Annotated in this window: 29 protein-coding genes; 2 read left to right on the top strand and 27 right to left on the bottom strand. The window is 42.6% G+C overall.

Annotated features, from left to right (window positions below; genetic code table 11):
* Nucleotides 1-308: 308 nt before the first annotated feature.
* The 15 genes from Len3610_RS14825 to Len3610_RS14895 all read right to left on the bottom strand — a co-directional run bounded on the left by Len3610_RS14825 (nt 309) and on the right by Len3610_RS14895 (nt 12400).
* Nucleotides 309-1097, bottom strand: coding sequence for an HAD family hydrolase (locus Len3610_RS14825; protein ID WP_176448648.1), 789 nt, complete (start codon nt 1095-1097; stop codon nt 309-311).
* Nucleotides 1098-1221: 124 nt separating this feature from the next.
* Nucleotides 1222-2103 carry a metal ABC transporter permease gene (locus tag Len3610_RS14830; protein ID WP_176448649.1) on the bottom strand — a complete coding sequence of 294 codons (882 nt, stop codon included), beginning with the start codon at nt 2101-2103 and terminating at the stop codon, nt 1222-1224.
* Between the two features lies 1 nt (nt 2104).
* Nucleotides 2105-3019, bottom strand: coding sequence for a metal ABC transporter permease (locus tag Len3610_RS14835; protein WP_176448650.1), 915 nt, complete (start codon nt 3017-3019; stop codon nt 2105-2107).
* Nucleotides 2994-3758: a metal ABC transporter ATP-binding protein gene (locus Len3610_RS14840; protein ID WP_176448651.1), complete on the bottom strand. Its 765-nt coding sequence runs from the start codon at nt 3756-3758 to the stop codon at nt 2994-2996. Before Len3610_RS14840 ends, Len3610_RS14835 begins: the two co-directional genes overlap by 26 nt.
* Before the next feature lies 1 nt (nt 3759).
* Nucleotides 3760-4725 (bottom strand): metal ABC transporter solute-binding protein, Zn/Mn family, encoded by a 966-nt coding sequence (locus tag Len3610_RS14845; protein ID WP_176448652.1) that lies wholly within the window; start codon nt 4723-4725, stop codon nt 3760-3762.
* 546 nt (nt 4726-5271) lie between these two features.
* A complete protein-coding gene (locus Len3610_RS14850; RefSeq protein ID WP_176448653.1) occupies nt 5272-5847 on the bottom strand; it encodes a DUF3267 domain-containing protein in 576 nt (191 codons plus the stop codon).
* 106 nt (nt 5848-5953) lie between these two features.
* Complete coding sequence (locus tag Len3610_RS14855; protein ID WP_176448654.1) at nt 5954-6676, bottom strand: 3-ketoacyl-ACP reductase; 723 nt, start codon at nt 6674-6676, stop codon at nt 5954-5956.
* 127 nt (nt 6677-6803) lie between these two features.
* Complete coding sequence (locus Len3610_RS14860) at nt 6804-7010, bottom strand: DUF5316 family protein (RefSeq protein ID WP_176448655.1); 207 nt, start codon at nt 7008-7010, stop codon at nt 6804-6806.
* A 49-nt stretch (nt 7011-7059) separates the two neighbouring features.
* Nucleotides 7060-7335, bottom strand: a complete 276-nt coding sequence (locus Len3610_RS14865; protein ID WP_369693589.1) for a DUF4190 domain-containing protein — start codon at nt 7333-7335, stop codon at nt 7060-7062.
* Nucleotides 7336-7648: 313 nt separating this feature from the next.
* Nucleotides 7649-9145, bottom strand: coding sequence for a flotillin family protein (locus Len3610_RS14870; protein ID WP_176448657.1), 1497 nt, complete (start codon nt 9143-9145; stop codon nt 7649-7651).
* 178 nt (nt 9146-9323) lie between these two features.
* Nucleotides 9324-9518, bottom strand: coding sequence for a hypothetical protein (locus tag Len3610_RS14875; RefSeq protein ID WP_176448658.1), 195 nt, complete (start codon nt 9516-9518; stop codon nt 9324-9326).
* A 91-nt stretch (nt 9519-9609) separates the two neighbouring features.
* Complete coding sequence (locus Len3610_RS14880; RefSeq protein WP_176448659.1) at nt 9610-10392, bottom strand: DUF4181 domain-containing protein; 783 nt, start codon at nt 10390-10392, stop codon at nt 9610-9612.
* 114 nt (nt 10393-10506) lie between these two features.
* Nucleotides 10507-10683 (bottom strand): hypothetical protein, encoded by a 177-nt coding sequence (locus Len3610_RS14885; protein WP_176448660.1) that lies wholly within the window; start codon nt 10681-10683, stop codon nt 10507-10509.
* 377 nt (nt 10684-11060) lie between these two features.
* Nucleotides 11061-11993 carry an aldo/keto reductase gene (locus Len3610_RS14890; protein ID WP_176448661.1) on the bottom strand — a complete coding sequence of 311 codons (933 nt, stop codon included), beginning with the start codon at nt 11991-11993 and terminating at the stop codon, nt 11061-11063.
* A gap of 233 nt (nt 11994-12226) precedes the next feature.
* Complete coding sequence (locus Len3610_RS14895) at nt 12227-12400, bottom strand: hypothetical protein (protein ID WP_176448662.1); 174 nt, start codon at nt 12398-12400, stop codon at nt 12227-12229.
* A gap of 143 nt (nt 12401-12543) precedes the next feature.
* Here Len3610_RS14895 and Len3610_RS14900 point away from each other — a divergent pair, with 143 nt between their 5' ends.
* Nucleotides 12544-13461, top strand: a complete 918-nt coding sequence (locus Len3610_RS14900) for an SDR family oxidoreductase (protein ID WP_176448663.1) — start codon at nt 12544-12546, stop codon at nt 13459-13461.
* A 140-nt stretch (nt 13462-13601) separates the two neighbouring features.
* Here Len3610_RS14900 and Len3610_RS14905 read toward each other — a convergent pair whose 3' ends face one another.
* The 9 genes from Len3610_RS14905 to Len3610_RS14935 all read right to left on the bottom strand — a co-directional run bounded on the left by Len3610_RS14905 (nt 13602) and on the right by Len3610_RS14935 (nt 21118).
* Complete coding sequence (locus Len3610_RS14905) at nt 13602-13814, bottom strand: YjzC family protein (protein ID WP_176448664.1); 213 nt, start codon at nt 13812-13814, stop codon at nt 13602-13604.
* A 141-nt stretch (nt 13815-13955) separates the two neighbouring features.
* Complete coding sequence (locus Len3610_RS14910; protein WP_176448665.1) at nt 13956-14462, bottom strand: hypothetical protein; 507 nt, start codon at nt 14460-14462, stop codon at nt 13956-13958.
* Nucleotides 14459-14932, bottom strand: coding sequence for a hypothetical protein (locus tag Len3610_RS14915; protein ID WP_176448666.1), 474 nt, complete (start codon nt 14930-14932; stop codon nt 14459-14461). Before Len3610_RS14915 ends, Len3610_RS14910 begins: the two co-directional genes overlap by 4 nt.
* A 524-nt stretch (nt 14933-15456) precedes the next feature.
* Entirely contained in the window at nt 15457-17418 is a 1962-nt protein-coding gene (locus Len3610_RS21165; protein ID WP_369693590.1) for a DUF3427 domain-containing protein, read from the bottom strand.
* A gap of 169 nt (nt 17419-17587) precedes the next feature.
* On the bottom strand, nt 17588-18115 hold the full coding sequence (locus Len3610_RS21170; RefSeq protein WP_255259637.1) for a phospholipase D-like domain-containing protein: 528 nt from the start codon (nt 18113-18115) through the stop codon (nt 17588-17590).
* Nucleotides 18094-18633, bottom strand: coding sequence for a hypothetical protein (locus tag Len3610_RS21175; RefSeq protein ID WP_255259638.1), 540 nt, complete (start codon nt 18631-18633; stop codon nt 18094-18096). Before Len3610_RS21175 ends, Len3610_RS21170 begins: the two co-directional genes overlap by 22 nt.
* Nucleotides 18634-18682: 49 nt before the next feature.
* The gene (locus Len3610_RS14925) at nt 18683-19084 is read right to left on the bottom strand and encodes a (deoxy)nucleoside triphosphate pyrophosphohydrolase (RefSeq protein ID WP_176449697.1); all 402 of its coding nucleotides are present in this window, start codon (nt 19082-19084) and stop codon (nt 18683-18685) included.
* A 376-nt stretch (nt 19085-19460) separates the two neighbouring features.
* Nucleotides 19461-19943 carry a DinB family protein gene (locus Len3610_RS14930; protein ID WP_176448667.1) on the bottom strand — a complete coding sequence of 161 codons (483 nt, stop codon included), beginning with the start codon at nt 19941-19943 and terminating at the stop codon, nt 19461-19463.
* A gap of 179 nt (nt 19944-20122) precedes the next feature.
* Complete coding sequence (locus Len3610_RS14935) at nt 20123-21118, bottom strand: superoxide dismutase (RefSeq protein WP_176448668.1); 996 nt, start codon at nt 21116-21118, stop codon at nt 20123-20125.
* 296 nt (nt 21119-21414) lie between these two features.
* On the opposite strand from Len3610_RS14935, the gene Len3610_RS14940 reads away from it, so the two are divergent.
* Nucleotides 21415-22041, top strand: coding sequence for a metal-dependent hydrolase (locus tag Len3610_RS14940; protein ID WP_176448669.1), 627 nt, complete (start codon nt 21415-21417; stop codon nt 22039-22041).
* A 34-nt stretch (nt 22042-22075) separates the two neighbouring features.
* Here Len3610_RS14940 and Len3610_RS21180 read toward each other — a convergent pair whose 3' ends face one another.
* The 3 genes from Len3610_RS21180 to Len3610_RS14950 form a co-directional block, all read right to left on the bottom strand.
* Complete coding sequence (locus tag Len3610_RS21180) at nt 22076-23107, bottom strand: FUSC family protein (RefSeq protein ID WP_255259639.1); 1032 nt, start codon at nt 23105-23107, stop codon at nt 22076-22078.
* On the bottom strand, nt 23055-23999 hold the full coding sequence (locus Len3610_RS21185; protein WP_255259640.1) for an aromatic acid exporter family protein: 945 nt from the start codon (nt 23997-23999) through the stop codon (nt 23055-23057). The genes Len3610_RS21180 and Len3610_RS21185 overlap by 53 nt, the downstream gene beginning before the upstream one ends.
* A 138-nt stretch (nt 24000-24137) precedes the next feature.
* Nucleotides 24138-24527 (bottom strand): ribonuclease HI family protein, encoded by a 390-nt coding sequence (locus Len3610_RS14950; protein ID WP_176448670.1) that lies wholly within the window; start codon nt 24525-24527, stop codon nt 24138-24140.
* Nucleotides 24528-24543: the final 16 nt, after the last annotated feature.

Here is a 24543-nt window from a genome sequence, read left to right on the forward strand (position 1 = left end):
GGTTTCATACCTATAATCGAAACGAGTCACGAGGAAGGGGGCATAATTCTTTAAAAAATATTCTCAAGAAATACGCCCCTTTTTTGTTTTTCATTTCGATTGTAGTTATGACCAAAGCCTTTTATAGTGTTAGGGAAATCTATTATTTATAAATCATAAGGAGATTGATAAAGCTGATAGTATAGGAGGCATAAACATCCGGGGATTAAAAGAAAGTGGCACGTGGCCAAAATCGGTTGGATGATTAACAGCCGTTGAGCTGGCATTAGTCCATCAAGCGAGTCCGGTGATTCTCTTTTAATCAAACCTTAAATGGCATACGATCGAACAAGATAACGCTCGATAAATTCAGCCAAGCCATCCTGTTCATGATGGCCGGTCACCACATCAGCGGCCATTTTCACTTCCGGGCCGGCATTTGCCATGGCAGCACTAATTCCGGCATTCCGCAGCATTTGGATATCGTTGGGACCGTCACCGATTGCTGCCGTTTCTTCGGGATTGATGCCAAACGCTCTAATCAGCACCTGGATTCCCGCCCATTTTGAAATACCGGGTGCCATGATTTCAAATCCGTCTTGCCAATCGATCACATCCGCTTCATCACGAAATAAGTGTGACAGATGCGAACCATGACGTCCGGTCCTAACATTGTATTTCAGCACGTTCCTGTAATCCGCATTCCGCAGATCACCGATATACTTTGGTGGAATGCGACTTTCTTTGGTCCACACATCGATTTCTTTGCGCACCCTGTTGCAATAAAGTCCATCTGCGGTATGCACAATGACATCACACGCGTTTTCATTCGTTACACGATGAAAATTCGCCTCATCCAGTGTGACCGGATTCATCTGTGCAATTCTTCCTGTAAATCCTTCATAAATGGAAGCGCCATTCAGACAGATCATCGGTGTCTTCAAGCCAAGCAGACTATGGTAAGGTACCGTAATCTCATAATGACGACCTGTCGCAAGGAAAACTTTAGTACCCTGATTAATCAATCTGGTTATTGCCTCTGCATTGCGTTTTGAAACTTCATTTGATGACGTCAGCAATGTTCCATCCATATCAATGAACAATGCGCGTATACTCATATATTTCTCCCTCCTTCTATATCACAAGCATATCACCTGAGTGTAAATTGCAGATTAATGTGGTGTAATGATTGTGTGAAGCATTGCTTGCAGCGGGTTCCATTCTTCTCTAATGCAACACACTTTACGTTGAATGAGCGATTTTTGACGGACGGATATATTTCATGATGAGCCCATGTTTTGGCGAAAACAAAAAGCTCAGCATAAACAGAATACCTGTTGCAAAGGCCATTGAACCGGAAATCGACGTATCAATCCAGAATGCAATCACATAACCGGCAATGGCTGCCACAACGCCAAATAGGCCACTTAACACAAGCATCACCGCAAGTTTATCTGTCCATAGATAGGCGGAGGCGGCTGGTGTGATCAGCATTGCTACAACCATAATGGCGCCAACCGCATCAAATGAGGCAACCGTTGTCACCGAAACAAGTCCCATTAAAAAATAATGCATGAATAGGACTGGAATGCCTAAACTGGCGGCCAGTGCTGGATCGAATGTTGTTATTTTCCATTCTTTATAAAAAGCAACAATGAAAAACAACACAACCAAAAAGACAAGGAGAAGAATTACAGTAGCTTCGGGAATGTCTCCGACGATTGGCAGTGTCACTGTTTGAAACGGAATAAACGTGATATCGCCCATCAAAGCATGTTGGACATCCAAGTGCACGTTACCGACCGATGTCGCAATTAAAATAACCCCAATCGCAAACAAAGTGGTAAAGACAACCCCCATTGAAGCATCATGCTGGACATTTAAGGAATGCAGCCATTGAACAAAAAAAGCCGTTAATAGCCCCGCCGCGATACCACCGACAAGCATCGCCGGGCCACTTACTTCCCTTGTCACGAGGTAGGCCACGACGATCCCCAGTAATACCGTGTGACTGATCGCATCCGCCATCATCGCTGTCTTTCGCAAAACTAAAAAGACACCGACAAGACCACAAGCCATTCCAACTAATGCAGCCGTTAAAATAATCCAAGCCGTATAAGTCATATTAAGTCACGCCTCCCGTTCTGACACGAACCCTTGTTTTTGCCTTTTTCCGATGCATCCGGAACTGAATATAAGTGACAAGCAAACCTTTTTCTTTCCCAAGAATGAGTGATACAACAAACATGCCTGCTGCTGTCACCACAATGAAAGGACCTGTTGGCAAACCGCTCCCCATTGCGCTGATCCATGTCCCCACAGCTCCGGATACACCACCGAACGAAGCGGACAACAAAATCATTGTCAGAAAGGAACGCGTCCAATATCTGGCACTGACAGCCGGCATAATGAGCATCGCCGCCATTAAAATTACCCCGACTGCTTGAATACCGATGACAATGGTGGTCACTAAAATAACCGTATATAATGTATTCATCCCGTTGATCGAGAGTCCGATCCCTTTGGCAAACTGTCTGTCAAACAAGAATAGTTTCCATTCCTTGAAACCAAAGAACACGACAAGAATGACGAGTAGAGCGAGCGTAAGCATTGTCAGGACATCTGAGGTAACCATGGCGGCTGCCTGCCCGTAAATAAAGCTATCGAGCCCGCTTTGATCGCCACCCGGAATCCGGTTAGCGATGGTCAGCAGCATAATGCCCAAGCCATAAAAAACGGCCAGTATCATCCCCATGGCACTATCCTCTGATATCCGGCTTGTCGTGGTGATCCATTGAATCAGAAGTGCACCAACGAAAGCACTGATAGCTGCGCCAATCACCAGAAAAAACAAATTCTTTTCGCCGATCAGCAAAAAGGCGATGACCACACCCGGCAAAGCAGCATGTGATAACGCATCACTCATTAAATTTTGCCTTTTCCAATAAGCCAGACAGCCAATGATACCTGCTGCTACACCTAAAATCGTGGTACTTAATAAGACCCACTGCGTATTACTGTTTAATAGAGTGTCCCACATCCTTCTGTTCGCCTCCCATCCATCGCATATTACCACCATATGCGTCAGCAATGTTTTCTTTTGTGAACGTTTCTTCCGTCTTTCCGTAATGCAGCACGGTACGATTCAGCAGCAGCACATGATCAAAATAATGTTCCACCGTTTGCAGATCATGATGCACCACCATCACGGTTTTGCCTGCTGATTTTAATTCCTTCAAAATTTCCATAATAGCGCGTTCTGTTCCCGCATCAACACCTGCCAGCGGTTCATCCATGAAATAGATATCTGCTTCTTGAACCAATGCCCGCGCCAGGAAAACACGCTGCTGCTGCCCGCCGGAAAGCTGGCTGATTTGTCGATTGGCATAGTCCTTCATCCCCATTTTTTCTAAAGCCGACATTGCCTGGGCACGATGGGTCTTGGATGGCCGTTTCAACCATCCAATCTTCCCGTACAGCCCCATCGTGACAACATCCAAGGCATCTGTTGGAAAGTCCCAATCGACTGATCCCCGCTGCGGAACATAACCAATCCGTTTCTTTACCTTGTGAAACGGCTGGCCAAAGAACGAAACATTTCCTGTCAGAATGGGGTGTAAATGTAACATCGTTTTGATCAGAGTTGACTTTCCAGCTCCATTTGGTCCGATAATACCTGTTAAGGAACCGGGGGCAACGTCAAACGTCACATCATACAGGACAGTATTTTTCTGATAGAAAGCCGACAAATGATCGACTTGAATAACCGGTTCGGACATCTTACGCGCCCCCTTCGCTCAGTGCCTCGTAAATCGTGTTGACGTTGTGACGATACATGCCAATATAGGTGCCCTTTTCAGTCCCGGATTCACCCATCGCGTCGGAAAACAGTTCACCGCCCAGTTCGACTTCTACCCCTTCATTGGATGCCCCTTCAATCACAGCTTGAATCGAATCCTGATTCACGCTGCTTTCCACAAAAATGGCAGGCACCTCATACGCCTTAATCACTTCAATGGTTTCATTGACATCTGATACACCAATTTCATCTTCTGTACTTAAACCTTGCAGTCCAACAACTTCCATATCATGCATCTCTCCAAAATAGCCAAAAGCATCATGTGCTGTTACAAGAACCCTTTGATCATCCGGGATATCAGCAAGTTTCTCCGATTCTGTTTTCATTTCTTTCATGTCTTCAAAATAATTTTGCTTATTTTCTTCCAATTGATCGGCATAGTCAGGTGCATAGGCTTTCAATTCTTCAACCGCCGCATCTAAAGCTTGCTGCCATAAATTAAGGTCAAACCAAATGTGCGGGTCAACGGCACCTTCTTCGTCCGTCAGCAAAGCATCCTCCGGGAGGGTTTCCCCAATGGCCAGCACGGGTTTTGATTTGCCAATCTGCTCAAAGACTTCCACCATATTAGCCTCTAAATCCAGACCGTTATAAAAAATCATATCCGCTTCTTCTACCGTTGAAATATCACTTTGGGTCGGATTGTATAGATGCGGATCAACCGACGGCCCCATTAAACTTTCCACATCAACCATTTCGTCACCTATCACGGATAACGGCTCACCGATTTGCGCAATAGTTGTCACAACTCGTATTTCGTCATCAGTGTTGTCATTATTATCTGATTCGCTCGCAGCATTCTCTTCCTCAGACACACAAGCTGTCATAAACAATACCAGCATGCTTAGTACCACGAACCCACCTATCCTTTGACGCAAACAATGCATTTTTACCTCTCCCTTCATTTTTTCATTAATACTTAAAAGTTGCATCAGGTAAACTTTTGATTTGTTATCAATCATTTTATGTAGTTTATTTGTAATTGTCAATACATTTTTACCTTTTATTACTTTTTTTACTTAGGTAAACTTTTTATGTATGTGCGAGTAGATTTTAATGTCCAAAAAAAGGGGGCAATTCTCATGATTAAGAACTGCCCCATGCCATTTTTGGAATTTAACTATTCAACTATTGAACCGCAATTTCTCCTGTTTTAAAACCAAAAAACCGCATGTCAACAGACGTGCGGCTTTTTTCACTTAAATAAACTATGAATCATCCTAATAGATTGTCTGATATTAAAAAAGATTGAAAACCCACCTAACAAACTGCACAATCAAACGGGGGAAAAATAGCAATACATCAGCTATGGTCACAAGCCACTCGAAACGGTCATATTTTTTATGCGTCTTACCCGTTTTTTGCGTTATAATAATCGCCTCCTCATTTGGCCTTATGATCGATTTCTGCATAGTTATCACGATTACCATGAATCAGTCCATGTCATTTTCCAAAGACCAATCATAATCATCCCGTTCATACACTGTGAACTGTGGTTTGCTTGGATGATCCAGAACGAGAGCCGAATTCGGAAATTTGGCCAGCTTCCGGTATAGGGCAATATCCCCCAAACACCCTGTCATCAAGATGATTCCCAAAAAAGATAAAGGCAATAAGTCGATCGAAACACCAAGTGCAAGCGGCAAAATCCCTGTTGGAATCAATGGAAGCAGCAGTACCTTTTTCATATGAACGGCTTTTACCGGTTTTTTAGCATGGGCATAAGCAGCACCCAATTTCCAATTAATGCCCCATGCCAGCTCCTGCCGTGGTACACCGGCTATATAGCGAAAACCCATCAAATGGATTGCCTCGTGAATACAGACGATTATGATCATTGCAGCCAAAAACAGTATTAATCCGGGAAGGGTCACCGTAAAGCCAGCCTCTCCAAAAATGGCTAAATGTATAATCGGTACACCGAAAAGCATGACGATCGTCACAATAAGAGCCCAAATATTCAGTTTAACCATTGAAATGGATACGACGGTTCCCTGTTTGTAATCCATAGATTCACCCGTATTTCCATAAGACTTAACTTAATATACGTCCAATCAGTCTCAAAGTTTCATAATTTTTCCGGACGGGCGTTTATCCCGCCCGAAAACCTACACCTTAAAACGGATTCGTTGCCCACTGCAGCGATTGTTTAATGAAAATACGCGGATGCAATTTCAGTTGTGACACCATATATTCAGCAAGGTCTTCCGGCTGCATGAATTTCTCTTTATCATTTTTATCAGGATTATCACCGAATATCATGTCCGTCCCGACCATACTCGGATTCAATGTAAAGACCCGTATATTATGCGGGCGCACTTCCTGCATGAGCGCTTCTGTCATGCCCTGCACCGCAAACTTGGATGCACTGTAGGACGTTGAACCGGCCGTTCCTTTCAGTCCGCTGCTTGATGAGATATTAATGATGTCACCCTGATTTTTCTCGATCATTTGCGGCAAAACGGCACGTGTCACATGATATGTACCGAATACATTGGTCTCAACAGTGCGCTTCCAGTCTGTCGGATCAATCTCCAGAAAATCACCGTGCATGCCGACACCCGCATTATTAATGAGAATATCTGCCGTGCCGAGATCATTCTTCAGCTGCGTTATCGCTTGATTAACAGCTTCCATATCTGCAATATCAGCAGTCACGTAATGTGCACTGACACCATATGTCCTAGCTTCTTCTGCGACTGCTTTCAGTTTGCTCTCCGTCCGGGCAATCAACCCGACATAAACACCTTCACGTGCGAGCTCCAGCGCTGTTGCACGCCCAATACCACTTCCGGCACCTGTAATATAGGCGATTTTCCCTTTGATATCTTGTCCCATTGTATATCACCCTTTTGACATTAGTATTTATCATCATTGTACGTGCTGGATAGTGCATATTCCAGTGAAAAATCTATCGAGAATTAACTTAAAGGACTGATCATTGAACGCCATTGTCCACCAGTCATTACAAAAAATAGATGAGAGCAGAAATACCAAGTGAAGCAAAACCGGCCAATCCAAAATACAGTGCCGGTTTCAGCCTCACACTCCGAGGCTCATGATATTCAGTATGAAAAGTCGTTTGCTGTTGCTCACTGCTCCTCAGACCGCCCATAAATATATTCGCCACGAAAATACATATCACCCCGACAATGAGAAAAAACGTCATCATGGCTGTTATCTCCTTTTTAAAAGACGTCATTATATACTAACCACATATATCAGCCAGCACTTATAAACGCAACAAAGGTGACGATACTCAATATGGCCAAAATATGCATGATAATACCAACAATACTGCAAATCAATCCGGAAATCGCAAAGCCCCTGCCAGTTTCATTTGTTTTGTCAATTTCTTTCAGCGCTTTTCTCGAAACGACAAGTCCTGCTATGCCAGTAAAAAACCCAATGATGGGGATGAAAATTGAAAGAATACCAAGTGTTAACGAAACAATCGAATTGCTGTTTATTTTTGCAATATCACTCAAGCGTACCACTTTCCTCTCGTCATTCGTACCTTATTCCGCAAGTTTGGGGCGCCGCTGCGCGAAGTTTAGTAGTTGTCGCGCGAAAATCCGTCTGAGTCGCGCGAATTTGGACCAATGTTGCGCGGAATTAAGCCATAGGTGCGCGAAATCATGCATAAGTCGCGCGATTTCGCCCCTTCCTTGCGCGAATCAGGTCATTTTCCAGGCGTGCCAAACCGATAAAAATATCACAATGAAAGATACTGTAGGAGCTATGAATTTTATATTTTAAAAAGGTGCAATTCTATCAAAAAGAATTACACCCATTTTAATTGCTTAACGCTTAAGCATCATCCGCAGATTCCCTGGAAGCATCTCCCTCTGCTGAATCGGCATTTTCATCTGATCCTTTGGCGGCCGAAGCTTCCTGGTAGTACTTTTCCTTTTGTGCGCCAAAATGATCAGCGTTGCCGCGGGACACATAGCTCTCAAGCATAGCCTTCAGATCCATACCGGTTGTTTCCTTGAGTGATTCCTGAATACTGAGCATGGTTGAGGTCACATTGTTGGCGACTTTTGATGAACCGCCCTGTGAATCACTGCCGCCCATATCGATTACCTTCATATCCTGAATTTGAGAAATTGGTGCGGAAACTTTTTCGGCATACTCAGGCAATACGTTGATCAGCATTTCCACAATGGCTGCCTCGCCGTATTTCTCCATCGCTTCGGCCATCCGTTCTTTGGACTCGGCTTCGGCAATACCGCGCTGACGGATAACTTCTGCCTCGGATTCACCTTTAATCCGTTCTTTTTCCGCGTCGGCTTCAGCTGCTTTTGTCGTTTTATAAGCTTCCGCATCAGCAATCGAGCGGCGGCGTTTATTTTCTTCTTCTTCCAGTTCAACCGCACGCTGCTTCTCGATGTATTGAACCTTCAATTCTTCATCCTTCACTTGCTGGGCGAGGCGCTGCCGTTCCAGTTCACCCGCCTGTTCCGCGTTAGCTCTGGCACGGTTGGTTTCTTTTTCAAATTCAGCTTCCTTAATGTCTTTTTCCTTTTTGGATTGGGCAATCGCTGTCAGGCGGCGGTTTTCCTCATCCTGTGCTTCCTGATCGTTCTGCGCTTGATAAATACGGGTTTCCTTCTTCGCATCAGACTCTGCCTGATTCGCATGTTTTTGCACTTCAGCGATATGCGGACGTCCTAAGGCATCAATATAGCCATTTTCAACATCGACGTCTTCCACATCATTTAACGCAAACGATGTAATTTCAAAACCCATGCCTTTCAGATCCGCTTCAGCAATATGCTTTACTTGTGTATTAACTTCTTTAAAATCATTATAGATTTTTTCAATGGAAAGTGATGCAATAATCGCACGCAGATGACCATTCAACACATCCCGTAATTCTGCTTCACGTTCATCCTGCTCTTTACCAAGGAATTTCTCGGCAAAATTGGCCATAATCTCCAGCTCACTGCCGATACTGATGACAGCTGTACTGACGACGCGCACCGGAATGCCTTCCTTCGTGTACGCCTTCTCTGAATCAACCTGCAGCTGAAAGGACGTCAAATCAATCGGTGTAGCAGTCTGAAACATACGGAGCCGATACCCGCCGCCACGGATGATTTTCACTGAACGTCCATTTTCATCCTGAAAAACATTCCGCTCTTCTTTAGGATCTCCCAGCTTTGGCCCGGTTACGACTAACGCTTCATTGGAGCTGGCTGTTTTATAGCGGAGTCTGAAAATAATAAACGCAATCGCTCCCCCAATAATCACTACAGCGCCAATAATGGCAAGTATTATTAAAAATAATGCATCCTGAAACAAAAAACCCACTCCCTTTTAAATTATGAAATCCGATCCACGGGTCTATGTAAGTGGATCTATATTACAATACGGTTACAAGCCACATAAAGTTTCAACATTCATATCATTCATTTAAATAAAACACTCACTTTTACCTTATTCCGGCGTGATAGGTTATAGAAGAGCAGTCGCATACGAATTAGATCACACTGGCTAAATGTTGAATCATCGATGCCGCATTCACGGCAAAACATGCCATTAAAAGGCTGCCATATACCTTTCGTCCTTCTTTGATCTCTTCAATACCTAATAACAGGAAGAACACGGGCATCACGACAAGGTAAAAATTCGGGGAGAGTTCAAAACTGCTATCAACTGTCAAACTGTATCCCATTGTTACCCCATTGTTAAAAGAATCATCGATGCCAATACAATATTGATTATACGTAAAACCAAACTATCTTGCCTCTTTCATCATTGTCATTTTAATCAGTATTAGGCCTCTCCCAATCGATCTCATCGCTTTCGACGAGTTCCTCAATCGTTTGTAAATGATTGGTCCCGCTAACAATTTCATAGCGCCCGTGGGAACTTGCTGAAATGTTAGCGTAATTTTCATCCAGTTCCACACGCAATCCCTTTGTTTCAAAATGATCCTCAGCAACCTGATTAGTCGTCTCGATCGTTACATTGTACTTCCTGAACTCATGCAAGCCATCATCTTGTTTAAGTTCCATTTCCGAAAAAACTTCCAAAATACGTCCGATTGTTTCCTTATCCTCAATCGTGACCCGGGCCTTTGTTTGCGGTATTCGTTCAGACAGGTCATTAATACGGATCGTAATGCTGTTCACTTCAGTTTCTTCATGAAGCTGCTCTGATACAACATCCTGAAATGTCGTATGTTTCATCCAGTCATCGATGAAAAATATCACCAGAACGCCAAACACACTAATGGCCATTAACAGAAGCGGAATGACATACTGTTTCGTTCCTTTCAGATATTTCCACTCCATCAATGCCTGAATACTGCACATCACGATTAACACGCACAGCAGAAACCACATCAGAGCACTGTCATTATCCCTATCAATAATCGTTGTTAAAATGATAAGACTGATGAATATACTGACAAAAATGACCCAGCGGTGGACCTTTTCGCCTTCTGTTTCAGAAATCTTCACCCGCTGCTCACCCAGCAGCCATTTGCTTAACTTAGCGTTCATTATAAGCAGTAACAGCGCCAGCCCCAATAAAGCAAGTTCCATAGTTGATCCCCTATTCTACAGATTTCCCGTCCTCTGGCATAGGCCCGCTTTTATGTAGATACCTTTTCTGCTGATTCTCACGCTATCCTGTTGATTCCGCCGCTCTTCTGTGAGCTAGCGATTCCGTTTCAGCAAATTGGCAGTACCTATACAGCTTAACCCCAGCACGACAATGAAGTAAGCGACTGCCTTATCACCCACCAGTCGATTAAATTCAACCAACCCAATCAAAAACAGCTGTCCGGTACCAAACAGAGTTAAACCAGACCAGAATAGTGCTTTATGCGACACGTCATTCACTCATCCCTTATGAATTTTTTAACGATCAAACATTACTTAACTCCATGTTCGACAAATCTACCAATATTTCCTTTCAATCAGTAAAATTCTTATAAACAAATTCATTCATGGTCATCCAAATTTGAGATAGATCAGCTGAATTCCCTAATGATACGTTTATTCATAGACGGCAAGATTAAGAAGCACAAAAAGCGCTTTTCTTAATCCGGGAAAAGCGCTGGAATATCCGGGACCCGGAGACCCCGGGACATGAACCGTGCAACTTTTTGAGCTTGTGCTGGCAGAATTCCTTTTACAGCATACAAAAAACGTACAGTCCCTATGTCGAGAATCTGTACGTTTTTGCAATCAATATCTTTTATTTAAGTTTATTGAAAAATACGGTCAATTTCCTGAATCTCATCATTTGTCAATTGAACATCATTGGTTTTCTGATTATTGAGTACCTGCTCAGCCCGTTTCGCACCAGGAATGATGGCATCAATGGTATCTCTGGTTAAGTACCAGGCTAACACAACATGTGCCACTTCTGCATCTTTTGCATCCGCAATTTGACGCAGCTTGTCCACTTTCGCCAGATTCTGCTCGAAGGCTCCTTCCTTGAAGTATGGTGAGTTCGCCCGGATATCATTAAATTGTGACTGCTTATCATATTTTCCTGCCAAAAGCCCTGCTGCGAGAGGAAAAAATGGAATAAACGAAATATTGTGCTCAGTTGTATAAGGGAAGAACGTATTCTCAGCTCCCCGGTTCAATAGATTATACTCACCCTGATAAACATCGACATAACCGTCCTGGTCGGCTGCTTTCAATTGTTCGGGCGTGAAGTTGGAAAGGCCGATAGAACGGATTTTTCCTTCATCCTTCAATTCTTTCAATGCACCGACTGCTTCGGCTTCAGGTGTTTTCTCATCCGGATAATGGATATATAATAAATCAATATAATCTGTTTGCAGCCGCTTCAGGCTATTTTCAACTTCCTGTTTTAAAAAGTCAGGTGAATTGTCATTGACCATGCCATCATCTTTAAATATTGGCGATACTTTTGTGGCAATCACCAGATCGGAGCGCTTACCGCTTTCCTTGACCACTTCACCGACCAACTCTTCTGAGCGTCCCGGGCCATATAAGTAAGCTGTATCCAGAAAGTTTACCCCATTATCGATGGCTGTTCTTACAAGTTCTTTCCCTGCTTCTTCATCTGTGTCAGGAAATAGGTTATGCCCGCCGACAGCGTTTGTACCCAGTCCAACCGGATTTACGTATAAACCTGATTTTCCGAGTTGCACGTGTTTTGTCATGTGATCAGTCTCCTTATGTTCGTAGTATATTGAAAACATTAAATCATTTGTCTGCAATATTCAACGTACATGCCCACTATTCTTGTTACTTGCTAAAAATATGCTCCACTTTTTCTTCTTCGGTTTTTCCTTCTTCTCTTTTTTGCCTAAAAAGACTTCTCTGACTTGATTCCTTTTCTTCTTCTCTATTTTATTTTACCGATTTTAATGATTTCAAACACAAAATCCGATAATTAAATTACCGGATAATATGGCGCATAGCGCGGATTGGTATAGTACGGCGGTCTTGGCCCGACCACAGGGACTGACCATGAATTGGGATTGTTATCATATAATATCATCGTTTTTTCGTCCGTCTCAGGCATTAACAAACACATCACTTTAAAGTTGTTATCATAATCATACATGTTATCCATCTCCCTTCTTACTTTCTGTCAGCCTATTCATCTTTTCCGGCTATTGAGCCTGTATATATGACAAACCAGACACGGCAACCGCCCATCTGGCATAACTTAACATGAGAGTCTATTACAAGGAAGGAGTGAATGTGATGACTGAAAATAAACAAAATAAGCGACTATACCCGCTGTATCCCAACTACGGGAAAATCACACAATATGAGGATGTTGCTATAACAGTTCCCGAGCAGCGCCAATACCGCCAACCGGGTGTCGAGCATCTTATGGTACCTCGCCCGATTGTGGAAAATCCGCATGAAAAAGGCAGTGGAAGAATGACCGGCAAAGTCGCACTTATCACGGGTGGTGACAGTGGCATTGGGGCAGCAGCTGCGATTGCTTTTGCCAAAGAAGGTGCGAATGTTGCCATTGCTTACCTCGATGAACATGAAGATGCGAATCGGACCAAACATCGTGTGGAAGAGATCGGACAGCACTGTTTACTTTTGCCGGGGGACCTCCGTGACAAACGGCAATGCATCGATGTTGTTGAAAAAACGGTTACAACATTTGGTAAACTGGATGTCCTCTGCAACCATGTCGGGATCCAGTTCCAGCAATTAAATTTAGAAGACATTACCGATGATCAGTTCGATGATACATTCAAGGTGAATATTTACTCGCATTTTTACACAACACGTGCAGCGCTGAAATACTTGGAGGCAGGTGCTTCAATCATCAATACAACCTCTGTCGTTGCATTCGAAGGAAACGATCAGCTAATGGATTACACAGCGACAAAAGGTGCCAATGTCGGATTTACCCGCGCTCTGGCCAACAATCTGGTCGATAAAGGCATCCGCGTCAATGCCATCGCGCCCGGCCGCATCTGGACACCAATCATTCCGGCAAGCTTTTCCGCTGACCAAGTAACACTTGCCGGCAACCCGATGGATCGGCAGGGACAGCCGTTCGAAGTCGCCCCGACGTTTGTCTACCTGGCCTCAGACGACTCACGCTTTGTCACCGGGCAAGTGCTGCATGTCAACGGGGGGCAGGTATTTGTCTGAGGCGATCATTGGCTGAACGGCCTTTCGGGGACAGCCCATCAGTGAACAAGCATATACCGTTCTGAACGCATTTACACGCTGAACACCAGTCCCTAAACGAACATATTGGTCCAAAGCGCCGAACCAATAAAACTGTTTTGTTAATGGCCGCTCCGGTCGTCTACTCCCGGTCGTGACAGGTCACGCTTATTAACCCAGACACGATCCTGATTTTCGGTTTCCGGAAATTTGTCACCAGCTTCCAGTTTCACTTGCCGCGGTTCCTCCACGTTGCTGCCTGTTTCACCTTTTTCAATATAAACACCGCTGTTCGGCGCTTTTTCACCGCCATGAAAACGTGACTGCTCTGCCATTTTCATCACTCCTATCGAATAAATTTGCCATTTTAGTATGCTACCGAACCCTGTTGCTTATAACTGAAAAATGAGATTGTGCATAGCTCTCCAGCAGAATATTCATTCACGTGATGTCCTCTTTTTACCCTTGATGATTACTCAAGACCGCTCATCCCCTATCTTTCGCTGTTGTCTGAGAATCAGCTCATAATATAGTGCTGTCGTCGTTTGAACGCCAAGAAATATGACAACTGAAAAGTAAACACTGTAACCATCTCCATAATGCGTCATTTCCATAAATCGTGATAATTGCTCCATCAATATCCCCAATATTGTCCATCCTGCTATGTAGAAAATAATACTTTTTCGGCCAACCTGAAAATAGTGGTAGAAATAAACGAAGAAATAACTGAACGGCGCAAACAAAAAGTAAGTAAGTAAATCCGATAGTTCATATTGACCGGAGTCGTTAACGCTATATAAATCCATCACTTTACCGCCAAGCGTAAAATCAAAAAATGTGGCAGTTGCAAATCCCCACACCAAAAACAATAAGGTGATATGCCGTGGAATTTTCTTCGGCAAAATAAAAAAGACAGTATACACGATAACTAACGCTACCAGGATATAGATTTCATTTTGATCAAATGTCTCCCATAATATCATGATTGATTCACCGCTTTCTCAGATACACTCTCCATGACCCAGTAAGCAAAATAGGCGATGAGGTTGAGCAAAAAGAAATAAATAGCATCCAAACCAAGATTCCAGTCCGTATTGTCCGTTATATTCAAAGCGGTCATAAGATAACTCAACCCGACCAATACAAGGACAGCAGACAGCATAACAACCGTCTTCCATAAGAATGAATCACGTGCCATTGACATATTCAGCTGTATTAGAAGAAGAACAGGGATTATGATGCTGCGGTTCAACAAAGATGCAGTATATGGCAGCGTTTCCTCAGTACGCTTAATCAATTCCAGCTCGTTCATCACTATCCATGAAAAGTTTATACTCACAATCAGGGTAATGAGAAATACAAACGTGTTCTCCACTAAAGACAACTTTTTCTGTATAACACCGAATGTAAAAACAGCAAGCCATGTCAGAACGAAAAATATGGAAAAAGCCAATGATATTTCCTCCAAATCGATAGCGTTTATGTGTAGTTTGACTTAACTCCATGGAGATATTCATGATAAAATCGGCTGGCCTATCTAAATAACACTGGCATTAAGCACCAATGATGCACATTAATTTGTATATACCTTTTCATATAATAAAGTCGAGTTGAAATACAAGAAGGAACGTCCATTTATATACTGGAAAATTCAAAAACTGAAGATGTGGAGTCCACACCCCTAATCTACAGTGCAGCAAGTAATGAAGATTTTGAAGATCTTGGTGATGAGGTAGATATTGAATTGGAGTTGGAGAAATAAAACTTTATAAAGCTCTTAAAAAGTATGCAGTACAAATTTGCCCGATCCCTTTAAGGGGGCCCCAGAAGAAATAGACCCCCCCTCGATACCTAGCCATTGCTCAAGGGAGGTCTATTTTTAACTTGAAAATCGCGATTCCAGTGATGATATTTCAGTTATTGTTTCTGATGATTAAATTTGCAACTTTAGCTTTTGGGTGCATCTTAACACCTCTTTTACAACACATTTTTATTCGCCTTAGGTACAAACATCGGCGGCATCTCACGCCGTAAACGCCAAACAAAATTCATTGGCTTACTGCCCGAATGCTGCACATATTCAGCAGTACCAAGAAAAATATAAGGTGAGGTATAACCATTTTCTTTCTTATATTCACGGACAAATAACATAATTTGATGGTTATTTTTCCTATGATTAATATAACGTTTAGCTGTTTTACTTGTTGGCGTCACCGTACTTTGGGTTTGCCAGTGAAATAATCGCTCATTCATGGCATAATCTTCATATAATGTCGATGGTGAAAAATCCTTTTCTGATTTGTTTAGTGTTATGAAAAACGCATCCGTATTCTTATCTTTGAAGTGTTTAACGCCCTCGCGAAAAGCCGGTGCTTTTTCCTCATTGTAGTAGCCCATCGCAGCCATTATCTGGTTAATATTATAGTTCGCATGAACACGTAATGGTGATGGATATTCCAAATCATGCATGAATTCCATTTCAGTTAGATGCTGGCGATTATAATCCAAGATTTGTAGAATCTCTGTTTTCACTTCAGGAACGCTTATAATATATTTGACGCCTGCATCGATTGAATCAAATCCTTCTTTACTCGGTTCATTCTGATAAAACGAATAATAGAACATATTAGCCATCATTTGTTCCTCATCATCACGAATCACAAAGTCATCTAAGTAACGTAAATAAAAATCAAGAATTCGTTTGGAATCTAAATGGAAAAGGTTCGGCAACCGTTTTGTAATCATTTTTTCGTCACGAAAATAAAAATCATCATTAACACCAGCCTCAACTAGCATACGGCTGAATGAGCGATCACCACTCCTGCCGTAAAAATCATATATCGACAGTTGATAATACGTTAAGAAGTACTTCAGTGTTAATGGCTGATCTGAATTAAAATGAAAATCCTTTAACTTTTGAATCATATGACTACGGCGATTGCTCAGCTGCTTAACATTCCGCAAAACATATTCCTTTGCTTGCTTCTCCATTACAATAAAAGAACCTCGAGGCAATGAACTGAACCCGTTCTCAACATAATGCTTGATTGAATGCTTTGTTTTGCCAACAAGTGCACGGAATTTATCCTCAAAATTGTAGTTTTTATGTGCCTGTCCAATAAAGTCCAATACCGTTAAGCACTCTTTTCCTTCATGCAATCGCAAGCCACGTCCAAGCTGTTGTAAAAATACCGTCAGGCTTTCAGTTGGACGCAAAAACAACGTCGTATTGACAGCCGGTATATCCACACCTTCATTATATAGATCAGCGACAAAAATAAACTTGGTAGAGCCTGATTCTAATTCTTTTTTGGCCGTTTCTCGTGTTTCCTTATCAGAGCCACCGTGCAAAGCAATTGATGAAACGCCTCGTTGATTGAAAAACTCCGCCATAAACCGGGCATGCTTAACGCCGACACAAAACCCTAAACCTTTTACATTATCTAAATCTGTAACGTATGCCTTAACACTTTTTAGAATTTGCTGAGCACGCATCGTATCACTGGTATATAAGTTTTCTAACTCCCGTACATCATAACCATGGTTCCGCCATGTAACTTGCGATAAGTCAACAATGTCTGTTATACAAAAATATTGAAATGGACTTAAAAGTTTCTGATCAACTGCTTCGGTTAACCGCATTTCAGCAGCGATTCGATCATCAAAATAGGGTAGAACGCTTTTACCGTCCATTCGTTCTGGGGTGGCAGTTAAGCCAAGCAAAACTTTCGATTGGTAGTACTGAAGCAGCTTCTGATATGAATCTGCAGCAGCATGATGAAATTCATCAACAATGATAAAGTTATAGTAATCCGGTGACGTATATTCATGTAACTTACGACTATTGAAGCTTTGGATACTGATAAATAAATGCTCGATACTATCTGGCTGATTTGAACCAACCAATAAATCGCCAAAATTTAAATCCTGCATAACCACTCTGAAGTAATCGAGATTCTGCTTTTAAAATTTCTTCCCGGGTGAAGCAATGAATAATAACCGTTTGTGGCGATCCATTTTTCCCTGAACCAAATCGCTTGTAATCAAATGCTGAGATAAACCGTTTTTCCCCACACCTGTCGCCAAGCCCACTATAGATTATTATATTTTACCGGTGTACCTTTCGTTCAACATCAAGGTTTTCAAGAATTTCCTTTTGAAAATAGTATGGCTTTATTTCAAAGGAAAAATTAATCGGCTGCTCGTCTTGCTCTTTTTTACTTAAGCTGGCTCTTAAATGTTCATGGTCATCTTCCTTATCATACAGAAAAGTTTCAAATTCTTCGTTATTCCAATAAGTTTCAAATGTAGCATCAACTTTTCTCATCACATCGAACGAATCTCTTTCCGTAATTTTAACATTCCATTCCAAACCCGATGTTAGAGCCGGGTTAGATAGATTTGATGACCCGATATAAGCCGTGCTGAAATTTGTGTCTCGCTTAAACATATATGCCTTAGCATGAAGTCTTGTTCGATCCACATCATACGAGATTTTAATCTCTGTATTTGGTAATTGACTTAATTTCCATAATAGCTTTGTTAATCGGGTCGCTTGCATATATTGAGTCGTGATAATGCGAAGTGTACCACCTTTTTTCTCAGTAAACTCTCTTAATTTTCCGGCATATACCACGGATGGCCGCTCCATTTAATAAATGATACGAGCATATCAATTTTGTCGGAGGATAAAATCTCATTTCGAAGCTCGTTCATCATATTGGGTTCAGCCTTTGCACCCGTAAACAGCGAGCTTTCGGAAATTGGCGTTACTGGACGTACTGGACTTTCATTTTTTACGCTCTGAACGCTATTTAGTTTGGAATAAATTGATGTTAAAATTTCGCCATCGTGATCCAATTCCAACTGCTTGAAGTCTTCTTCGGGTAGCAGTTCGCTAAGTTTATGGATGAGGGCATTACTAGCTTGAATCTGTTTTAATAAGGCACCCTGATCATCCTTTTTATCATGTTTATCTCGTATGTAATATAAAGCTTTTCGGGTGATTTCGGAAATATAAGCTGCTAATTTTTTACGTGCTTCTTCAACATCAAGCGTTTCTCTTCCAATCTCATAGTTTTGTCCTTCAAGCGTTTCTAAAGCGTGTTTCATCTCATTTGTTATGATTTCCTCATATATGCCTTCGTATAACAAACAATCACCTCGTTATTGCCAAATTACTCTGGATGAGAATAGATTTTAGTTAGTTAATCAAATCCAGTGCTTCTATTTTTTCAACTGTCGGAATATCTGCTGGTGCCCATTTTAAATCTCTTAACTCAGTTTGAGGTACCCATTCCAAAGCATGATGCTCTGTATTTACAGGGGATCCCTTTATAAGTTCGCAAAAATAAGTTGTTAGATGAACGACACCAAAGTCGTACTCATAAACGGTATACTCGATCTCCTCACCAACCTCAATCTGACAACAAAATTCCTCATCAATCTCCCGTTTCAATGCTTCTTCAGGTGTCTCATCATGTTCAATCTTCCCACCAGGAAATTCCCAATTATAAGGTAGCTCCATGGAAGGCCCTCTTTCCGCACATAGAACTTGATTGTTTGCTAAAATCGCGGCACCGACAACGTGTATATCTTTTTTCATAGTATCCCTATTCTCCGATGATTCTGTTCCAGCTAGAAAGAAATTTCTCTCTTTTTCTCCCCATGTCGTTAGCATATCAATGACGTGTGAAACACCTGACAATTCACCGGCAATATGCCCGTGATTATACGAAAAACGTCTTTCTCCATCAAGTTGACCCCTGAGTGTTTCTCTGAACTTGTTTAAATCCTCCAAAAGCTCATCTTTAGATATTGCGTTTTTGATTTCTTGCATAGGAAACCCTCCATTGAAAAAATTTTCATCCTAATGTCTATACTACCACAACACCTGTACACAATTATGTACAACCTCGAGCTTTTTTAAATGCATGTGAGTTTTGATATAATAACAATACATACAGTACTTATATGCTTACTTAAGTCCCCGGAATCCCCAAATCCGTATCATCCGGTACATATCCAAGCTGACGAGCCATGGAAACAATCTGACCCTTATGATGAAATTCATGAGTGATTGTATGGGTAAAGAGCCATAACACCGGCAATTCCTCATCCTCTTTCTGCCACGGCACAGGGCCTTTCACATTCATATCGAGTTTATCCGCGTATGTGTCCAGAAACCGGTAGACCAAACTGTCCACATCGCTGAAAATATTTCGGATATCCTGCACATTGCTGACCATCCGTGGTTCAGCCACCCTGGTGTTTTCTTTCAACCCAAAATTAGCAAGCCACGATTGATAGCATTCGGCTACATGTGTATGCAAATTCCGGATGGAGCCCCAGCCAAAGCCATCAAGTTCTTTTATGTAATCTTCCGGATCCAATTTTTCACAAAACCCAAACAGCAGCTCGCGTGAATTTTTAACCAAATCGTATTGACGTTTTAAAGCTATCATGTGGATCCCCCCTTAGCTCAGCATGTCGACCGTTATTAACCACCACTTTTCTAAGTATATCTATGTTAACACAAAATTGAAAAACGATTGAGCGGTTGTAAATATTTCATCGCATTCAAATTGTTCATACTATGCAAAAACAGAAAAAGGAGAGACTATGCCTCTCCTTCTATTGTGCATCAATACGGCTTCCACTTAACCTGCTTCGCCTCGGCAAAACGCTGGTTCACACTGTTCCAGCAGACAACATTCCACCAGGCATCGATGTAATCACTGCGGTTGTTGTGATACTGCAGATAATACGCGTGTTCCCAGACGTCAAGGACAAGCAGCGGAATAACATCCTGCTGGGAGAGGTTCTGATGCTTTTCGGCCTGCAGAATTTCAGTCCGCCATGAGCGCGGTGACCAGACCAGCATCGTCCAACCGACTGCCTGAACGTTTTCAGCTGCCTTCGAAAAGTGTTCTTTAAATTTATCAAAACTGCCAAATGTCTGTTTGATCTCTTTTGCGATTTCACCGTCTGGCTTTCCGCCGCCATTCGGGCTCATGTTATCCCAGAAAATCGTGTGCAAATAGTGTCCGGCTCCATTAAAGGCCGCTTCACCTTCCCAATGCTTAATCAGTGAGAAGTCGCCACTTTTTCTGGCTTTCTCCATCTCCTTTTCCGCTTGGTTCAAACCATCCACATAGCTTTGATGGTGTTCGTCATGATGCAGACGCATGATTTCCTCGCTGATATGCGGCTCCAGAGCATTATATGCATAAGGCAATGGCGGCAGCGTATGTTTGCCTATCGGGACAGCTTGATGTTTCGTTGATTTCCGATCATTATCAATATCTTCATCGTCTGTGCTCTCTACAAGTGGTTCCTCCAGCCTGTTATCCGGTTCCCCTTCCATCAACCGGGAAAATTCATTCTTGAGCTGGTGGGCTGTTGTATTCAATGATTCGATTTCACCAGCACCATCAACAATTTCGTCATCCTGCAGCAATTGTTCCCGGTAGGCATTCGCCGTTTCACCCAATTCCCGAAAACGTCCCTGCCATTCTTCCGGGTTTAATGTCACCAGCACATCTGATCGTGTTTCTATTGAAGCCACCAGCTGCTCACATTGTTCCGCCCATTCCGCTAATTGATTCAGCCAGTCTGCTTCTGTTGATTGTATTGTCATAACAGCAATATCCTCCTCTTTCTAAATAAAAATCTTCCAATCTCAGCCTATGCCGGAAAGCCCATTTTGGTAACACGTTGTTAAGTAACATGAACAGAAAATGATAGAATGCTGAAACTTTATGATATTGCGCTGACAGAGTATGAAAAATCGCTAATAACAAAAGGCCAGCCATAAATAATTGAACGTATTAAACAGCAGTCCTGATTTATTGGTTGATTATCACACCACTCTAAACAAACAGCTCAGGTTCCTGTATAATAGCTTTGTTAGCAAGGATTAAGAGGAGACTTACCATGGACGGAAAAATTCACGCTGTTATTGGGGCTGGAACAGGGGTAACCGTTGCACAGTCAATCGGAATGGAGCCGGTGGAAACGGCTGTACTGATGACAACTGGTATTATAGCTGCTCTAGTACCGGACTTGGATACAGCAGGAAAACTGGCGAATCGGATTTCATTATCACATAAAATGATTCAGGGATTTGTGCGGACAACCGGTATTATAACGGGGGCGTACGCGTGGTTTGGATTATCAGGCTATGCCATGTATATCGGTCTGGCTTTGGGTGTGTTCCTGCTATTAATTGCACCTAAATTTTCCCAAAAGCTGATGCTGTTTGTCAGTGGTGCCGCTATTATTGCCGCAGGTGTGGCCATGATGGAAATTTGGGTTTGGCTGACGGGCGTTTATGTTGCCATTGCAGCCTTAGTGGCACACAGAAGCTATACACATTCCTTAGTCGGTTTACTTTTTTTTGCAATCATTGCTTTTTATATCCAGGAACGATTTGCAATGGAAGGTTTATTTTGGACGCTCGTTTTGGCCTATGCGAGTCATTTGCTGGCGGACATGCGGTTTGTTCCGGGGAATAAGCGAGGAATCAAATTATTTTTGCCGTTCAGCCAAAAGGGGATTTGAGTGGGGAGAACGGAAACCACCCACTATCTCCTCTTTATACTTTGTCCTGTTTTGCAGGTCTGTTTAAACTTAGCATTAATGATTCCTGCAGTGTATTAATTCCCTGATATATTTGCGCGTGGTTTGGAACCTCAGGGATGTTAAACGTCTCAAGCAACTGTTGCTGCTCGATGGATTGGGCCATTGACTCAAACAGATAAACAAACCGGGCCGTTTCACTTTTCGACAATACTGTTCTCCCGCCTCTCTCTGCAGCCACCTCAAGGAAGTAACCAAGCTGTTCCATCGAAAAAATAGCCGGCGATAAACGACTCAGGTAGTCAAAGTCATTCGGGATTTCACCTAACGATGTGTTATAAACTGTACGTAAATTATTTAGATTGGTCCGCATTTTATTTTGCGTACGACGATAGTCAGCAGCAACGGACGCACTGTTATCTGAGAAAATCTTGAAAAATAATTGTGATTGACTCCTTATTGTTTTGGACACTAAATGCGGGAGGCGGCTTGAGGCTGAATGCCGTCCGACCAGCAGAACGCCCAGAATCCCAATAATCGATCCGATAATGACATCCGTTATACGGGCCGTAGCAAAGTAAGATAAGTTCGCCATTTGCGTTGTACTTTCAGCGATTAAAATCGCATTAGGTGTAATGAACGTAACGGCGAATGCATAGTTGCGAACCATAAACGTTTCTGTGAGAAAATGCAGCGCCCCGATTAATAATGCCACAACAATTGGTGCCGGGCTGATGGATAGAATGATAACAGCAACAAAAATCCCTGCCAGTGTCCCAAGCGAACGCTGAATAGAACGGTGAAACGTACTGATGATGGTAGAACCAAGCATGACAGCACCGCATGTAACGGGGATCCAGTATGACCGGTCAAATTCAAACGAAAAGGCAATTAAAGCCGCAAGCCCCAGAACAATTGCATATCGGAGAGACGTTAAAAATACAACAGCGTTTTTATCAAACGCATCCGCCAATTTTTTGATAATCGGCTGTTTTTTAAAGTGAACTTTCCCGGTCCAAATTTGGAAAAGACTCGTGAATAACGGCATTTGCCTCGATGAATTTGGCCAGCAAACGCTCCTCCAGGGCACTTAACCGTTTCATGGAAGGAGCGGTGTTGATTGTTGCCGGATGCTTTTTTCCCAGCGACTGGGTCACCTGCTTTAAAAAATCGCTCATTTCTGAGGGAACTTCCGTATTCCCTTTAGCCTCCAGCTCCAGAATGTCCATCCAGATACTATGTGCCAACTCTTTTAAAACATATAAACGCTTGAACGAATCTGTGCTGCGCCATGAAATATAGCCGGATGCCAATGTCCTTTCCGTATCCTGTAAAGAAAATAACGTTTTTTCCTTCATCTCATTGAATGTCCCCGTTCCAATCGCATCAAGTAAGTTGGATAGTGTAAGGTAGAGGCGGTAAATCGATTTCTTCTCCGGCTGATAGGGATCAGAAAACCACCCGGCCATTGCAACCAGCCAGGAGACTGTACCTCCCATAGCAACCAACCCAGCCCTGAGCAGTGCGTCATCCGGATTAATGTCCATCGCTGATGTCATGGCAAAAATAATGACAAAGAAAATCGCTGCCGGCCCCGGGATTTTCAATGCCCCAAAGACGAACGTCCCGACTCCGCCAATTAACCCTAATAAAACAGCGAATAAAACCGGAGAACCGGCAGTCAACGTACCAAGCCCCATAGCAGCTGCTAATCCCAGAATAACGAAAAAGACTTTTTTAGCCCGATGTTTATAAGGCTCGTTAAATACATATAACGATGAGAATCCCCCAATCCCGGCAATTAAGCCATATTGGAAGTTCCCGAGTAAAATGCCGATTATAACAGGAATGGATGCACTTAATGCTGCTCCGATTGCTCTTCGCAGCGGAAAGGGGGTTTTTTTAACTTTGAAAGCATCTTTAATAATCGATGTTGCCAATCAATATTCCTTCTTTCACTTAAACAAATTCATTTATATTAATATACCCAAGATCCCTTGAAAAATCTCGAGATGGCTAGCGGATGCCATAAACTAATTTTAAAGAATAAATTTGAAATGTCAATTTCCACATCTCTGTCATGACCTGTTAATAGCCTGTCTGGCCAGTCGGTCCGCATGGTAATTCTGCTTTTCAGGAATCCATTTGATAAAGAAATAGGGGAAGTCACTTGCCTTTTCATTAATGGCTGCGAGCAACGGCTGGTAGGCCGAATTTTTAACGAAACCGTCTTCGATTGCATCAACAACCAGCTTGGAGTCTGAACGGAATGATAGGATTTCTCCTGGAAAATATGCTGCACAATTCTCCAGGGCTTTTAAAACAGCATAAAATTCTGCCTCATGATTGGACATGACACCCAATGGAAAGGAAGATTCATATACCTGTCCATGGGCTTTGATGTAAACCCCCGCACCACTGACACCCGGATTACCGCTGGATGCCCCATCTGTATAAACTTCAATCAAATCGCATGACTCCTTT

Source organism: Lentibacillus sp. CBA3610 (assembly GCF_013373365.1).
Taxonomy (GTDB): Bacteria; Bacillota; Bacilli; order Bacillales; family Amphibacillaceae; genus Lentibacillus.

Excerpts from the sequence above, each read along its gene's own strand:
- Len3610_RS14825 (WP_176448648.1), bottom strand. The coding sequence starts at position 1,097 with ATGAGTATACGCGCATTGTTCATTGATATGGATGGAACATTGCTGACG.
- Len3610_RS14830 (WP_176448649.1), bottom strand. The coding sequence starts at position 2,103 with ATGACTTATACGGCTTGGATTATTTTAACGGCTGCATTAGTTGGAATG.
- Len3610_RS14835 (WP_176448650.1), bottom strand. The coding sequence starts at position 3,019 with ATGTGGGACACTCTATTAAACAGTAATACGCAGTGGGTCTTATTAAGT.
- Len3610_RS14840 (WP_176448651.1), bottom strand. The coding sequence starts at position 3,758 with ATGTCCGAACCGGTTATTCAAGTCGATCATTTGTCGGCTTTCTATCAG.
- Len3610_RS14845 (WP_176448652.1), bottom strand. The coding sequence starts at position 4,725 with ATGCATTGTTTGCGTCAAAGGATAGGTGGGTTCGTGGTACTAAGCATG.
- Len3610_RS14850 (WP_176448653.1), bottom strand. The coding sequence starts at position 5,847 with ATGGATTACAAACAGGGAACCGTCGTATCCATTTCAATGGTTAAACTG.
- Len3610_RS14855 (WP_176448654.1), bottom strand. The coding sequence starts at position 6,676 with ATGGGACAAGATATCAAAGGGAAAATCGCCTATATTACAGGTGCCGGA.
- Len3610_RS14860 (WP_176448655.1), bottom strand. The coding sequence starts at position 7,010 with ATGATGACGTTTTTTCTCATTGTCGGGGTGATATGTATTTTCGTGGCG.
- Len3610_RS14875 (WP_176448658.1), bottom strand. The coding sequence starts at position 9,518 with ATGGGATACAGTTTGACAGTTGATAGCAGTTTTGAACTCTCCCCGAAT.
- Len3610_RS14880 (WP_176448659.1), bottom strand. The coding sequence starts at position 10,392 with ATGGAACTTGCTTTATTGGGGCTGGCGCTGTTACTGCTTATAATGAAC.
- Len3610_RS14890 (WP_176448661.1), bottom strand. The coding sequence starts at position 11,993 with ATGACAAAACACGTGCAACTCGGAAAATCAGGTTTATACGTAAATCCG.
- Len3610_RS14895 (WP_176448662.1), bottom strand. The coding sequence starts at position 12,400 with ATGTATGATTATGATAACAACTTTAAAGTGATGTGTTTGTTAATGCCT.
- Len3610_RS14900 (WP_176448663.1), top strand. The coding sequence starts at position 12,544 with ATGACTGAAAATAAACAAAATAAGCGACTATACCCGCTGTATCCCAAC.
- Len3610_RS14905 (WP_176448664.1), bottom strand. The coding sequence starts at position 13,814 with ATGGCAGAGCAGTCACGTTTTCATGGCGGTGAAAAAGCGCCGAACAGC.
- Len3610_RS14910 (WP_176448665.1), bottom strand. The coding sequence starts at position 14,462 with ATGATATTATGGGAGACATTTGATCAAAATGAAATCTATATCCTGGTA.
- Len3610_RS14925 (WP_176449697.1), bottom strand. The coding sequence starts at position 19,084 with ATGAAAAAAGATATACACGTTGTCGGTGCCGCGATTTTAGCAAACAAT.
- Len3610_RS14930 (WP_176448667.1), bottom strand. The coding sequence starts at position 19,943 with ATGATAGCTTTAAAACGTCAATACGATTTGGTTAAAAATTCACGCGAG.
- Len3610_RS14935 (WP_176448668.1), bottom strand. The coding sequence starts at position 21,118 with ATGACAATACAATCAACAGAAGCAGACTGGCTGAATCAATTAGCGGAA.
- Len3610_RS14940 (WP_176448669.1), top strand. The coding sequence starts at position 21,415 with ATGGACGGAAAAATTCACGCTGTTATTGGGGCTGGAACAGGGGTAACC.
- Len3610_RS21180 (WP_255259639.1), bottom strand. The coding sequence starts at position 23,107 with ATGCCGTTATTCACGAGTCTTTTCCAAATTTGGACCGGGAAAGTTCAC.